The 13,642-nt window shown below is 65.6% G+C and carries 10 protein-coding genes and 4 pseudogenes; 1 reads left to right on the forward strand and 13 read right to left on the reverse strand.

Annotation, left to right across the window (positions count from 1 at the left end):
• Window positions 1-8: 8 nt before the first annotated feature.
• The 9 genes and pseudogenes from ACVWW1_RS22935 to ACVWW1_RS22975 form a co-directional block, all read right to left on the reverse strand.
• The gene (locus ACVWW1_RS22935) at window positions 9-311 is read right to left on the reverse strand and encodes an enoyl-CoA hydratase-related protein (RefSeq protein WP_456657523.1); all 303 of its coding nucleotides are present in this window, start codon (window positions 309-311) and stop codon (window positions 9-11) included.
• A complete protein-coding gene (locus ACVWW1_RS22940; protein ID WP_456657524.1) occupies window positions 211-783 on the reverse strand; it encodes an enoyl-CoA hydratase-related protein in 573 nt (190 codons plus the stop codon). Before ACVWW1_RS22940 ends, ACVWW1_RS22935 begins: the two co-directional genes overlap by 101 nt.
• 11 nt (window positions 784-794) lie before the next feature.
• The gene (locus ACVWW1_RS22945; protein WP_456657525.1) at window positions 795-1,805 is read right to left on the reverse strand and encodes an NAD(P)H-dependent flavin oxidoreductase; all 1,011 of its coding nucleotides are present in this window, start codon (window positions 1,803-1,805) and stop codon (window positions 795-797) included.
• A gap of 21 nt (window positions 1,806-1,826) precedes the next feature.
• Window positions 1,827-3,015: pseudogene (locus ACVWW1_RS22950) on the reverse strand (acetyl-CoA C-acyltransferase).
• Window positions 3,016-3,030: 15 nt separating this feature from the next.
• Complete coding sequence (locus ACVWW1_RS22955) at window positions 3,031-4,170, reverse strand: acyl-CoA dehydrogenase family protein (protein ID WP_456657526.1); 1,140 nt, start codon at window positions 4,168-4,170, stop codon at window positions 3,031-3,033.
• 71 nt (window positions 4,171-4,241) lie between these two features.
• The gene (locus ACVWW1_RS22960) at window positions 4,242-5,423 is read right to left on the reverse strand and encodes an acyl-CoA dehydrogenase family protein (RefSeq protein WP_456657527.1); all 1,182 of its coding nucleotides are present in this window, start codon (window positions 5,421-5,423) and stop codon (window positions 4,242-4,244) included.
• A gap of 12 nt (window positions 5,424-5,435) precedes the next feature.
• Complete coding sequence (locus ACVWW1_RS22965) at window positions 5,436-6,173, reverse strand: SDR family oxidoreductase (RefSeq protein WP_456657528.1); 738 nt, start codon at window positions 6,171-6,173, stop codon at window positions 5,436-5,438.
• Between the two features lie 51 nt (window positions 6,174-6,224).
• Complete coding sequence (locus ACVWW1_RS22970; protein ID WP_456657529.1) at window positions 6,225-7,772, reverse strand: class I adenylate-forming enzyme family protein; 1,548 nt, start codon at window positions 7,770-7,772, stop codon at window positions 6,225-6,227.
• A gap of 52 nt (window positions 7,773-7,824) precedes the next feature.
• Window positions 7,825-8,463 carry a DsbA family protein gene (locus ACVWW1_RS22975; protein WP_456657530.1) on the reverse strand — a complete coding sequence of 213 codons (639 nt, stop codon included), beginning with the start codon at window positions 8,461-8,463 and terminating at the stop codon, window positions 7,825-7,827.
• A gap of 208 nt (window positions 8,464-8,671) precedes the next feature.
• Between ACVWW1_RS22975 and ACVWW1_RS22980 the strand changes: the two are divergent.
• A pseudogene (locus ACVWW1_RS22980) lies at window positions 8,672-9,185 on the forward strand (winged helix-turn-helix transcriptional regulator).
• Between the two features lie 13 nt (window positions 9,186-9,198).
• Here ACVWW1_RS22980 and ACVWW1_RS22985 read toward each other — a convergent pair.
• The 4 genes and pseudogenes from ACVWW1_RS22985 to ACVWW1_RS23000 all read right to left on the reverse strand — a co-directional run bounded on the left by ACVWW1_RS22985 (window position 9,199) and on the right by ACVWW1_RS23000 (window position 13,578).
• Window positions 9,199-9,864: a PhzF family phenazine biosynthesis protein gene (locus ACVWW1_RS22985; RefSeq protein WP_456657531.1), complete on the reverse strand. Its 666-nt coding sequence runs from the start codon at window positions 9,862-9,864 to the stop codon at window positions 9,199-9,201.
• Between the two features lie 71 nt (window positions 9,865-9,935).
• Window positions 9,936-10,076, reverse strand: a pseudogene (locus tag ACVWW1_RS22990) (phenazine biosynthesis protein PhzF); the annotation flags it as partial.
• Between the two features lie 27 nt (window positions 10,077-10,103).
• Complete coding sequence (locus tag ACVWW1_RS22995; protein ID WP_456657532.1) at window positions 10,104-11,147, reverse strand: alpha/beta fold hydrolase; 1,044 nt, start codon at window positions 11,145-11,147, stop codon at window positions 10,104-10,106.
• A gap of 107 nt (window positions 11,148-11,254) precedes the next feature.
• Window positions 11,255-13,578 (reverse strand): annotated as a pseudogene (locus ACVWW1_RS23000) (molybdopterin guanine dinucleotide-containing S/N-oxide reductase).
• Between the last annotated feature and the right edge of the window lie 64 nt (window positions 13,579-13,642).

Genomic DNA, 13,642 nt, shown 5'->3' on the forward strand with positions numbered 1-13,642 from the left:
GCTGCCGGTCAGGCCGACAGCTTGGTGAAGTCAGGCTGGCGCCGTTCGGCAAACGCGGCAAAGGCCTCGCGCGCCTCCGGTGTCGTCAGGCGCTGCTTGAACAACACGCCTTCCTCAGCGATCTGCGCCGCGATCCGCTGCTGCTCGCGCATCAGCTTCTTCGTCAGGCCAAGCGAACCGGCCGGCCGCTTGGTCAGCGCGACCGCCGCGTCATGCGCCTTCTTGCGCAGATCCGCCTGCAGCACCACGGCATTGGCGAGGCCGGACGCCAGCGCGCCCGCCGCGTCCATCGGCTCGCCGAGCGCGAACATCGCATAGGCGCGCGCATGCCCGATCCTTAAGGGAAGCAGCCAGCTCGACGCTGCCTCCCGGCACCAGAGCGAGATTGACGAAGGGCGTAATCAGCCGCGCGGTCTCGGCGAGATAGACCAGGTCGCAATGCAGCAGCATGGTGGTGCCGACGCCGACCGCATTGCCCTGCACGGCTGCGACCAGCGGCTTGCCGACCTGGCTGATGGTCTCGATGAAGCGATGGGCGGGGCTATCGACCGCGCTCTCGCCGCGCGCCTGGCTCGCGAAGTCGACCAGGTCGTTGCCCGCGGTAAAGCTGTCGCCATCGCCCTGGAACAGGATCACACGGACGGCTGGATCCGCCTCGGCCTGCTTCAGCGCGTTCGACATCGCGTCATACATGGCCCCGGTCAGCGCGTTCTTCTTCTCGGGCCGTTGCAGGGTCAGCGTCATGACGCCGGCAGCGATTTCGACTTTGACATGCTCGGTCATGGCACTCTCCGTCAGGCGACCGCGCGGGCCGCCGTGGTTTCAAACTTGCCGTCGAGGAAGCCGGTCAGCCGCTGCCGGATGATCTGCTCCGCCTCGGTCATGATGCGGTCGATCAGCTCCTTGACGGTCGGGATATCGTGGATCAGGCCGACCACCATGCCGCAGCTCCAGGCACCGGCATCCATCTCGCCGTCGATCATCACCTTCGGGTAGACGCCGGCGACCTGCTCGTGGATGTCCTCGATCTTCAGTTTGGCGCCCTTGTCGCGCTCGATCTCGAGCAGCTCATCGACGCCCTTGTTCTTCAGCACCCGTTCGGTGTTGCGCAGCGCCCGCATCACCAGGCGCGTATCGAGCTCGTCGGCATCGAGCAGCGCCTGCTTCACATTGGCATGGACCGGCGCTTCCTTGGTCGCGATGAAGCGCGTGCCCATGTTCATGCCGGCAGCGCCCATCGACAGCGCGGCGACGAGGCTGCGCGCATCCGCCATGCCGCCCGAGGCCACGAACGGGATCGTCAGCTCGTCCGCCGCGCGCGGCAGCAGGATCATGTTCGGGATGTCGTCCTCGCCAGGATGGCCGCCGCACTCGAAGCCGTCGACGCTGACCGCATCGCAGCCGATCTTCTCGGCCTTCAGCGAGTGCCGCACCGAGGTGCATTTGTGGATCACCTTGATGCCGGCTGCCTTCAGCGCCGGCATATACTGTTCCGGGCTGCGGCCCGCGGTCTCCACCGCCTTGACGCCGCCCTCGCGGATAACAGCGATATATTCCGGATAGGGCGGCGCGGTGAAGCTTGGCAGGAAGGTGAGGTTCACGCCGATCGGCTTGTCGGTCATGTCGCGGCAGCGCGCGATCTCGTTCGCCAGCAGCTCCGGCGTCCGCTGGGTCAGGCCGGTGATGATGCCGAGGCCGCCGGCGTTGGACACCGCGGCCGCCATCTCGGCGAAGCCGACATAGTGCATGCCGCCCTGGATGATCGGATGCTGGATGCCGAACAGTTCAGTGATTGCTGTCTTCACAAGTTTCTCCCGCGTTTCCGGTCAGTGGACGATTTCAAACAGGCCCGCCGCGCCCATGCCGCCGCCGATGCACATGGTCACCACGCCGTATTTCGCCTTGCGCCGCCGGCCCTCGATCAGGAGGTGGCCAGTGAGCCGCGCCCCGGTCATGCCATAGGGATGGCCGATCGCGATCGAGCCGCCATTGACGTTCAGCTTGTCCGGATCGATGCCGAGCTTGTCGCGGCAATAGATCACCTGCACCGCGTAGGCCTCGTTGAGCTCCCAGAGATCGATGTCGTCGATCTTCAGATCATGCCGCTTCAGCAGCCGCGGGATCGCAGCAACCGGGCCGACCCCCATCTCATCCGGCTCGACGCCGGCGGCGACGAAACCGCGGAAGATACCGAGCGGCTTCAGCCCCTTCTGCGCGGCGATCTTGTCGCTCATGATCACGCAGGCCGAAGCACCGTCCGAGAGCTGGCTGGCATTGCCGGCACTGATGGTCTTGCCCTCGAACACCGGCTTGATCTTGGCGAGCCCGTCCGCCGTGGTATCCGGCCGCGGACCTTCATCCTTGGCCAGCGTCACCTGCTGGAAGCTCACTTCCTTGGTGTCCTTGTTGACCACGGCCATCTTGGTCGTGATCGGCACGATCTCGTCGTTGAAGCGGCCGCCCTGCAGCGCGGCGCCGACGCGGCGCTGGCATTCCAGGCTGTATTCGTCCTGCTTGTCGCGGCCGATCCCGTAGCGCTCGGCGACGACTTCCGCCGTCTCCAGCATCGACATGTACATCTCGGGCTTCATCGCCATCAGCTCGTCATCGACGGCGTGGAACCTGTTCATGTGCTCGTTCTGCACCAGGCTGATCGACTCGATGCCGCCGCCTATCGCGATCTCGACGCCGTCGAGCATGACCGAACGCGCGGCGACCGCGATCGCCTGCAGCCCGGAGGCGCATTGCCGGTCGATGGTGGTGCCGGCAACGGTGACGGGAAGTCCGGCCCGGATGGCGCCCTTGCGCGCGACATTCATCACCATGGTGCCCTGCTGCATGGCGCAGCCCATCACCACGTCCTCGACCTCCGCCGGGCGCGATGCCGGCGCGCTTGACGGCCTCGGCCATCACGTGGCCGGCCAGGGTCGGGCCGTCGGTGTTGTTGAGCGCGCCACGATAGGCCTTGCCTACGCCGGTACGCGCGGTGGAAACGATGACTGCATCCTGTGACATGCTTGCCTCTCTGGCTTAGGCGACCGCGTCGAGCTGCGCATAGCGCAGCACGTGGTAGGCGGGATCGCCGAACTGGATGTTGATGGAGGAAATCCGCTTGAAGTAGTGGCCGACATTGAGCTCGTCGGTCATGCCCATGCCGCCGTGCAGCTGCACCGCCTGATCAGCCACGAACTTGCCGGCATAGCCGATCTTGGACTTGGCGCCCGAAGCCAGCCGGGAGATGCCGGCCTCATCGTCGTTGAGGCTGAGGCTGAGGCTGAGATGCTGCATCAGGGACAACGCCTCCTGATGCGCGATGAACATGTCGACCATCCGGTGCTGCAGCACCTGGAAGCTGCCGATCGTGACGCCGATTAATTGCTTGCGCGTCTTGGAGTAGTCGAGTGTCGCGTCATTCAGCTCGCCGATCGCACCGACCGCCTCGGCGCAGAGCGCGCCGATAGCCCGGTTGCGGCAGGCTTCCAGCGCGGCGACGCCCTCGCCTTCCCGGCCGAGCAGCTCGCCGTGTACGCCGCGCAGGCTGATCTCGGCCGCCCGGCGGCCATCGATCGTCTTGAAGCTCTGCAGATCGAGGTTGGCAGCGCGGCGATCGACCACGAACAGGCTGACGCCGCCGCGATCATGACGGTGGCCCGAGGTGCGGGCGGAGACGATCAGATAATCCGCCCAGGGCGCGGCCATCACCGCCGTCTTCTCGCCGGTGAGGACATAGTCGTTGCCCTCCCGTCGGGCCGCGGTAGTGACCGTGGCGAGATCGAAGCGCGCGCCCCTCTCGGTCCACGCCAATGCCCACAGCTTGGTCCCCGCGATGATGTCGGCGATGTAGGCTTGTTTCTGCGCGTCTGAACCCGCCTGCTCGAGCAGGCCACCCGCAACGACAACCGTCTCGACGAACGGCTCAACCACGAGATGGCGGCCGAACTCCTGCATGATAATCATGGTCGACAGCGGGCCGCCGCCGAGGCCGCCGGCGGCCTCCGGGAATGGCGCGGCGAGCAGGCCGAGCTCGGCGAACGCGGCCCAATGCTTGCGGCTGAAGCCGTCCTCGCTCGCGACGATCTTGCGGCGCGCGTCGAAGTCATACCGGTCACGCAGCAGCCGCTGCACGCTGGACCGCAACAATTCCTGCTCTTCCGTGAACTGGATATCCATCCGATCCTCTCGTGCCGCCGCTGCCAAAGCGCGATGCGATGCGCTCCAACGCCTTGTTTGAGCACCATGCTCTAGAGACCAAGCACCGCCTTGGCGATGATGTTGCGCTGGATCTCGTTCGATCCGCCGTAGATCGAGAGCTTGCGCGAATTGAGATATTTCTCCGATGCCGTGTGGCCGTAGTCCGGACCCGGCATGAAGTGATTGGCGCTGACCGGATGCTCGCGGATCGCAAGCCCGTCATTGCCGATCGCCCGATGCGCCAGCTCGGTGATGTCCTGGAAGATCTCGGTGCCGCGGATCTTGAACAGCGAGGCCGCCGGCCCCGGATCGATGCCGCGCGCCATCTGGGCGACGACCCGAAGCTCGGTCGCCTCCAGCGCCAGCACGTCGAGCTCGACGCGGGCGATGTCCCGGAGGAACTCCAGATGCGCCGGATCGTCCTCGGGAATCTCGGCCTTCACGATCTTCTTCAGCCGCGCGATGTAGCGCGTCGAGCGGCCGATGCCGGCCATGCTGGTGCGTTCATTGCCGAGCAGGAATTTCGCGTAGGTCCAGCCCTTGTTTTCCTCACCGATCAGGTTCTCGACGGGAACGCGGACATCCTCCAGGAAGACGTCGTTGACCTCGTGCGAACCGTCGATGGTGATGATCGGGCGCACCGTCACGCCCGGCGACTTCATGTCGATCAAGAGAAACGAGATGCCGGACTGCGGCTTGGCCGTGGGATCGGTGCGGACCAGGCAGAAGATCCAGTCGGCGTGCTGCGCCAGCGTGGTCCACGTCTTGTGGCCGTTGACGATATAGTGGTCACCGTCGCGCACCGCCTTGGTGCGAACGGTGGCGAGGTCGGAGCCGGAGCCCGGCTCCGAATAGCCCTGGCACCACCAGTCCTCGCCGGACAGGATGCGCGGCAAGAACTTCGCCTTCTGCGCGGCGTTGCCGAACGTGTAGATGACGGGGCCGACCATGGTGACGCTGAACGCCAGCGGCGGCATCGTGCCGGCGCGCGTCGTCTCCTGCTCGAAAATGAACCGGCGGGTAATCGACCAGCCGGGCCCGCCATATTCCTTGGGCCAGAGCGGCGCGATCCAGCCCTTGTTGTGCAGGATGCGATGCCACAGCAGCATCTGCTCCTTGGAGAGATCGGTCTCCGGATTGGGAACGCGCATCTCCGCCGGGTAGTTGTCCTTAATGAAGGCACGGACTTCGTCGCGAAACGCCGCGTCTTCAGGAGATAGCGCGAGCTCCATCTGTGATGCTCCCTACCACTTCTCGCCGAAGGGCCGGATTTCCAGCTCGAAGGTCCAGGCGCTCTTCGGCTGCTGGTAGAGCTGCCAGTAAGACGTGGCGACCGAAGCTGGTGGCATCAACAGATCGGGATCGTCGAGCGCGTTCGGGCCGAGCGCCTCGATGCGACGCTGCCGCACCCATTCGGTGTCGACGCCGGAATCGATGATCAGATGCGCAACGTGGATGTTCTTCGGTCCGAGCTCGCGCGCCATCGCCTGCGCCACGGCGCGCAGGCCGAACTTGGCGCTGGCAAACGCGGCATAACCGCTGCCGCCGCGCAGCGACGCGGTCGCGCCGGTGAAGAAGATGTTTCCCTCGCCGCGCGCCGTCATCAGCCGCGCCGCCTCGCGCCCCGCCAGGAAGCCGGAATAGCAGGCCATCTCCCAGACCTTGCGGAACACGCGCTCGGTGGTCTCCAGGATCGGAAAATTGACATTGGCGCCGATGTTGAAGATGCAGACCTCCAGCGGCGCATGCTTGTCGGCGTCGTTGAGGAAGGAGATGATCTCCTCCTCCTTGCGCGCGTCGAGCGAGCGCGCGTGAATCTCGCCGCCGGCGGCCTCGATCTCCTTGACCAGCGGCGCGAGCTTGTCGCCGTTGCGGCGGCCGGCGAAGATGGTAAAGCCTTCGGAGGCGAACTTCTTGGCGATCTCGCCGCCGATGAAATCACCGGCACCAATGACGGCCACCGTCTTGTTTCTCTTCTGCATGGTGTACTCCGGTCGTGTTTGAGTGAACTGGCTTGCGGCGTCGGCTCAGCCTCAGCTGCGCAGCGACTCCGCCAGCTTGTGCTTCAGCAGCTTGCCCGTCGATGTCGCGGGCAGCGCATCCATCAGGATAATCTCCGACGGGCGCTTGTACGAGGTGAGTTGCGGGGCAATGTGGGCCATCAGGTCCTGCACGGTGGCGGTCGAACCCTTGATCAACTGCACAAAGGCGATGACCTCCTCATTGCCCTCGACGGGCCGGCCGACCACGGCGCACTGCACAACGGCGTCGTGCGTACTCAGCACCGCCTCGATCTCGGCCGGATAGACGTTGAACCCGGAGCGGATGATCATCTCCTTGGTACGCCCGACGATGTAGAGGACATCATTCTCGAAACGCGCTAGATCGCCGGTGTTGAACCAGCCGTCGGGATCGATTGCCTTGGCGGTCAGATCAGGCGCGCGGTAGTAGCCGCGCATCACGTTAGGACCGCGAACATGCAGCTCGCCGACCTCACCCGGTGCAACCGGCTTGAGATCGCGGCCGACCAGTTTTGCTTCGAGGCCCGGCATCACGGTGCCGACCGCGTGGTCGGCACGCGGGTTATCGGGCCGCACGCCGGAGATGCCGGGCGAACATTCGGTGATGCCATAGCCATTCAGCAGCGGCAGCCCGAGCTCCTGCTCGACCCGGGATTTAAGCTCGAGGTCCAGCGGCGCGCCGGCCACCGAGATCACCCGCAGCCGGCCACGATCGAGCTTCGGCAGGCCGGCATTGCGCCGGTATTCGAGCAGGCGCTGATAGGTGGCGGGCACACCGTTCAGGATCGTGATGCCTTCCTCGGTCATCGCCTTGACCAGCGCGGCCGGATCGTACTTGGCGACCAGGCGCACGGTGGCGCCGACCATCAAGGTCATCGTCAGCAGCGAGATGCCGACGATATGCGAGATCGGCAGCACGCAATATTGCACGTCGTCGGCCGCCATCTTGCGGAAGCCCGCGGTACCCCGGGCGCTGAACAGCAGATTGCGATGGGTCAGCATCACGCCCTTCGGCGCACCGGTGGTGCCGGACGTGTAGATCAGGACCGCGACCTGGTTTGCGCCGTCGGGCTCGACCGGCTCGGCCGTGGTTGCTAAGTTCAGGCCGGTGACGGCAACGCCGCGGAGCGGGCCGACATCCTGCACGACAGCCTCATAGCGTGCAGCATGCACGGCCGCCTCTTGGGATACATCGGCGGTCAGCAACACACGGCGGGCGCCGCTGTGATCCCTGATCTGATCCAGCTCCCGCGGCGACAGCCGCGGATTGACCACGATTGACCAGACATCGAGCCGGCTCGCCGCCAGCAGCAGGCAGGCCAGCGGAATCGAATTCTCGCTCACGATCATCATGCGGTCGCCGGCGCGGATGCCCAGCGCCTGCAATGCCTCGGCGACACGGCCGACCGTTCGATCGAGCTCGCGATAGGTCAGCCGCCCCTTGTCGTCGATCAGCGCCGGATGATCCGGCGTCGCCGCGACGTGATGATCGATCACCTCGTGGAGGCGGTTCGGCAAGCCTTCCACACTTCCTTCGATAATCCGGATCGGCGCCTGCACTCAAACCTCCCTGTCGCTGCCCTTTGGGCTTGTGTGTTGAGGAATCTTCCGCTCAGGCGGTCTTGCGCTGCCCCGCAGCCAGCTGCGCGACGATCTCTTCCTCGACTTCGCGCACCTTGTCCTTGCCGAAGAAGATCTCGCTGCCGACATAGAAAGTCGGCGATCCGAACGAGCCGCGCGCGACCGCGTCGCTGGTGTTGTCGATCAGTTTCTTCTTGACGTCATCCTGCTGGGCGCGGGTGATCAGACGATCGATGTCGATATCCGAGGACAGGAATGCCTCGCGGAAGACCTGCGGGTCGTCCATCTTCTTGGGTTCAACCCACATGTGGTTGTAGGCCGCCCGGAAATAGGGCTCGAACACGCCCTCGAACTGCGCGGCCACCGCGCCGCGCATCAGCGCCAGCGTATTCACCGGAAAGAACGGGTTCATGGTGAACTTCGTGACGTTGTGGCGGCGCAGGAAGCGCTCGGTCTCGAGCGCGTTGTATTCGGGCTTGTTCTTGATCCCGCGCAGCGACTCGCCGGGCGACATGTTGCCGGTCGCCTTGTAGACGCCGCCGAGCAGCACCGGGATGTACTCGAACGTGACGCCGGTGCGCTTCTCGATCCCCGGCAGCGCGAGCTCGGCGAGATAGGCGTTCGGGCTTCCAAAATCGAAATGGAATTCGACCTTGAGCGGAGCAGCCATGGAACGCCCTTCCCTTCGTTTGGCGGCAATCGCCTGTTGCCGCCGGTTGATCGTGGCCCGGACCATAAGTTCTATTTTAGAACTGTCAATATGATATTTGTCATCCAATGACTGTGCGGCAGCCATTGGCTGGGCATCCTATTGAAATGACGTCAGTTCTGTTTTAGAATTTTCTGTGCGATGCCGTCGCAGATCGCAGGAGACGCCGATGAAATGGGATACCCTCGAAGAGGAGCCGTGCTCGCTGGCCCGCACCGTCGCTGTGATCGGCGACCGCTGGAGCTTGTTGATCCTGCGCGAATGTTTCCTGCGCATCCGACGGTTCGATGACTTCCAGGCATCGCTCGGAATCACACGGCATCTGCTCGCCGACCGGCTGAAGAAGCTGGTGCGGTTCGGCGTGCTGCGCAAAGATCCCCTATCAGGAAGCGCCGAAGCGCTACGAATACATCCTGACGCAGAAGGGTCTCGACCTCTATCCGATCATCATGTCGATCGTGCACTGGGGCAACGTCCACATGGTCGATGCGCGCGGCCGTCCGATGCTGCACGAACACAAGACCTGCAACAAGATGTTCGATCCCGTCATGGTCTGCTCGGAATGCGGCGAGCCGCTGACGGCCAAGTCCGTCCACGTGCATCCCGGCCCCGGCGCGCGGAAATCGTCGCCCGTGCATGCACGGGCGCAGGAACGGGCCAAGCGCGCCGCTGAATCGACCTAGAGATCAGCCCGCTTCAGTGTGACGGCGCAGCCATCAACGCGACATTGCCGCCGAGCAGGCAGCCGACCGGACGGCCGCCGGCGAAACCGATGCGGACGCGAATCTCCGACAGACGCCCCATCGCCCTGCCCTGCAGGATGCGAATCTCCGCGTCGTTCGGAGCGATCAGGCCGTTTTCGAGCAGGCCGAATGCCAGCGCCGCGGCCGCAATGCCGGTTGCGGCATCCTCGCGATAGCCGGACGAGCGCGGGAATTGCCGCGCCTCGAACAGGCGCGCCTCGCGGTCGATCACCGCGAACGGATAGAGCCCGGTCGATCCGATCCGGCCGCAGACCGCTTCGACGGCCTCGGCGGCGGGATCCAGCGCGTTCAGCGCCTCCGGAGAGCGCATCGGAATCAGGGTCTTGATCCGCGATGTGACCGCATTGCGGGGCGCAGCCCGGCCGATCGCATCCGACCCGACCGCGAGCGCCTGAAGCACGTCATCGCTTTGACTTGCGGTCAGCGGAACAGTCTTTCCGGCCGGCTGGGTGATCTCGACACGGGGCTCGCCGTTGCGATCCCGGCTGATGAAGCCGGTGACAGGACCGCTGCGCGTCGAGATCCGGACCGTATCGCCCGGCAGCTTTCCATGGCGCGCCAGCAGCCAAAGCGCACCGATGGTGGCGTGGCCGCACATCTCCATTTCGTGTGGTTCGGGACGAAGAAACGGAACGTGGCGTCGAAATCGTCGCTCTGCGCCGGCAATACAAACCCGGATTCGTGACCATGACGGCGGGCAACGTCCTGCATCTCGGACGCGCTCATGCCGCTTGCATCGACCACGATCGGACAGGGATTGCCGCCCTCCCCATCCACCGTGAACACACTGACCAATTCGGCTATCGTCATGATGTCGTCCGCTTGTCCCACCGCCCCTTATTTGACCAGCGTCGCGCCCGTCTCCGGATTCTGCAACCAGCCGAGCAGCGCCGCGTGGAAGCGCTCCGGCGCCTGGATCTGCGGCGAATGGCCGAGGTCCGGGAATTCGATCAGCTGGGCATGTGGAATTCGCTTGGCGGCCGCCTTGCCCAGCACCGGATAATTGCCGAGCGTCTTGCGGATCTCGGGCGGCGCGGTGTCCTTGCCGATCGCGGTGGTGTCCTTGTCGCCAACGAACAGCAGCGTCGGCGGCTTGATCTGCTCGAACTCGTAGAACACCGGCTGGGTCGCGATCATGTCGTAGAGCCGCGCCGAGCTCGATGCCACGGCGGCGCGGCCCTCCCCGCGATACATGCCGGCCAGCATCTGCACCCAGGTCTCGTAGGACGGATCCCAGGTGTCGGCGTAATAGGTGGCGCGCTCATAGGTGCGGATGCTGTCCGCGGTGACGCGCGTCTCGCGCTGCATCCAGCCGTCGAGGCTGAGCCACGGCACGCCCTTGACCTTCCAGTCCTCAAGCCCGATCGGATCGACCAGCACCAGACGGTCGGTGGCGTCCGGATACATCAGCGCATAGCGCATCGCCAGCATGCCGCCGGTCGAGTGGCCGACCATGATCGCATGCGCGATTCCGAGCGAGGCGAGCAACGCGCGGCTGTTGCCGGCGAGCTGCTGGAAGGTGAACTGATAGCGCTCCGGCTTGGAGGATTTGCAGAAGCCGATCTGGTCCATCGCGATCACGCGATAGCCGGCGCCGCTGAGCGCCTTGATGGTGCCGTCCCAGGTCGCGGCACAGAAATTCTTGCCGTGCAGCAGCACCGCGGTCTGGCCGTTCGGCGTGGCCGGCTTGACGTCGAGATAGGCCATGTCGAGCTCCTGCTCCTGCGAGCTGAAGCGATAATGCTCGACCGGATAGGGATAGTCGAAGCCCTGCAACTCCGGTCCATAGGCCGGCTCGGCGGCCGATTGCGCCAATGCGCTCGGCGCGCCGAGCACGACGGTTGCAGCAACGGCAAGGTGAAACAGGGCTTTCAGGTGCATCTCGGCAAATCCAGAACTCAGGGGCGGCTTCGTGATGCCGTAGCCGAACGGCTGGGCGCCATCCAGCGCCCATCGATGATTTGTTCGTGATCGATCGTGCCCCCCGGTTACGCCGGATCGAACGCCCGGATCGGCGGCAGATTGCCGTTGAAGCGCTCGACCTCGACGGTCGTGAGCTGGCCGGTGCAGCCCTGCGCGAAGGATGACGTGCCGATGTCACGGGTCAGCACATTCGGATTGCCATGCACGCAGAGCGGCGCCTCCTCCTCGGGGTCCATCGGGTCATACCAGGCGCCGGTCGGCAGCTGCACCACGCCGGGCGCGATGCCGTCGGTGACATGCACCGCGGCGAGGCAGGCGCCGCGCGCATTGAAGATGCGGATGATGTCGCCGTCGGCGATGCCGCGCGCCTTGGCATCGCGCGGGTTCATGCGCGCGACCTCGCGGCCGCGATGCTTGGCCTCCTGCGAGTGCCCGCCGAAGTCGAGCTGGCTGTGCAGGCGCGTCACCGGCTGGTTGGCGACGAGAAAGCACGGCGCACCTGATGTCGGCGTGTCGGTCTTCGCGAGCCAGACCGGATGGCCCGGGCAGTCCGCGTCGCCGTGGCTAGCGATCTTCTGCGAGAAGATCTCGATGCGCCCGCTCGGCGTCGGCAACGGCCGCGCCACCGGGTCCTCGCGGAAGCGGCGCAGCGAGCCGCCGTCGTCGAGATGTTGCGGCACCACCAGGCTGCCGCGTTGCCAGAATTCCTCGAAACTAGGCGCCTCCAGCCCGCGCGCGGCGAGCGCCTTGCGGGTCGGCTCGTAGAGATGTTCCAGCCATTGCCGCGACGTGCGCCCTTCGGTGAAGGGCTCGCGGGCGCCAAGCCGCTCGGCGAGATCGGCGAAGATCTCGTAGTCGTCGCGGGCGAGGCCGAACGGCTCGGCGATCCGGTGCATCGCGACCATCAAGGGATCGTTGCTGGAATAGCCGATGTCTTCGCGCTCCAGCGTCATGGTCGAGGGCAGCACGATGTCGGCGTGGCGCGCGGTGGCGGTCCAGGCCAGTTCATGCACCACCAGCGTGTCGAGCTTCGCAAACGCCTTGCGCAGGCGATTGAGATCTTGGTGATGGTGGAACGGATTGCCGCCCGCCCAATAGACCAGGCGGATATCCGGATAGGTCCGCGTCTCGCCATTGTAGCGATAGGCGGTGCCGGGATTGAGCAGCATGTCGGCGATGCGCGCCACCGGAATGAAGTCGGCGACGCCGTTGCGGCCCTGCCCGAGCGTCGGTCCAGGCACGGCATTGACGCGGCGGCCGTAATAGCCGATCGCGCCGAGCGAATAGGCATAGCCGCCGCCGGGCAGGCCGATCTGGCCGAGGGCTGCCGCCAGCACCATGCCCATCCACACCGGCTGCTCGCCATGCTCGGCGCGCTGCAATGAGTGCGACACGGTGATCAGCGCGCGACGCCCGGCGAGCCGCCGCGCCAGCGTCTTGATGGTGTCGGCATCGATGCCGCAGATCGCGGCGGCCCACTCGGCGCTCCTGGGCACACCGTCGCTCTCGCCGGTCAGATAGCGCAGGAACACCGGCCAGCCCTCGGTGTAGCGATCGAGGAAGGCCTGATCGTGCAGGCCTTCGCTGACCAGGGTGTGGACGATGCCGAGCATCAGCGCGGTGTCGGTGCCGGGCGTGGCCGTCATCCATTCGGCGCCGGCCTCGACCGGCAGATCGTCACGCAGCGCGGACTGACCAGGATGAACCGGCAGCCGCGCCGCCGCGCCGCTTCCATGGCGCCGCGCTCGACATGCTTGCTGATCGAGCCGCCCGCCACCATCGAGTTCTTCAGCGCCATGCCGCCGAACGCCAGCACGATGTCGGTCTCGGCGGCGATCTGCTCCCAGGTGACGTTGCGCTTGGTGATGTCCTCGTAGCCGCCAAGGATCTGCGGCAGCAGCACCGAGGACGCGCCCGAGGAATAGCTGTTCACCGAACGGACATAGCCGCCGAGTGCGATGTTGAGGAAGCGATGCACCTGGCTCTGCGCGTGGTGAAAGCGGCCCGCGCTCGACCAGCCGTAGGAGCCGCCGAACACCGCGCCGGGACCGACCGTGTCGCGGATCCGCGCAAGCTCGCCGCCGAGCAGGTCGAGCGCCTGCTCCCAGCTGACCGGGACGAATTCGTCGCGGCCGCGCCGATCGTCCGGCCCGGGACCGCGCTCGAGCCAGCCGCGGCGGATCGCCGGCTGCGCGATGCGCGCCTGGTGGCGCAGCGCGCCGGGGAAGTTGTTGATGATGCGGTTCGGATCGGGATCGCCGCCATAGGGCCGGACTTCGAGACCTGCCTTGCCGAGCCGCGCCGAGAACACGCCCCAATGCGAGGTATGCGGCTTGAAATCATCGGACAGATCGAGGCCGGGATCGGGGTAGCCAATGGTTTCGCTCATTCGGTTTCGCTCATCGAGTGTCCTTGATCCGCAGGCCGGCGGTCAGGCCGCGCCGGCCGCGACG

Source organism: Bradyrhizobium sp. JR3.5 (assembly GCF_054057015.1).

Coding starts and splice junctions, on each gene's coding strand:
- ACVWW1_RS22935 (WP_456657523.1), bottom strand. CDS start 311: ATGTTCGCGCTCGGCGAGCCGATGGACGCGGCGGGCGCGCTGGCGTCC.
- ACVWW1_RS22940 (WP_456657524.1), bottom strand. CDS start 783: ATGACCGAGCATGTCAAAGTCGAAATCGCTGCCGGCGTCATGACGCTG.
- ACVWW1_RS22955 (WP_456657526.1), bottom strand. CDS start 4,170: ATGGATATCCAGTTCACGGAAGAGCAGGAATTGTTGCGGTCCAGCGTG.
- ACVWW1_RS22960 (WP_456657527.1), bottom strand. CDS start 5,423: ATGGAGCTCGCGCTATCTCCTGAAGACGCGGCGTTTCGCGACGAAGTC.
- ACVWW1_RS22965 (WP_456657528.1), bottom strand. CDS start 6,173: ATGCAGAAGAGAAACAAGACGGTGGCCGTCATTGGTGCCGGTGATTTC.
- ACVWW1_RS22975 (WP_456657530.1), bottom strand. CDS start 8,463: ATGGCTGCTCCGCTCAAGGTCGAATTCCATTTCGATTTTGGAAGCCCG.
- ACVWW1_RS22985 (WP_456657531.1), bottom strand. CDS start 9,864: ATGTGCGGCCACGCCACCATCGGTGCGCTTTGGCTGCTGGCGCGCCAT.
- ACVWW1_RS22995 (WP_456657532.1), bottom strand. CDS start 11,147: ATGCACCTGAAAGCCCTGTTTCACCTTGCCGTTGCTGCAACCGTCGTG.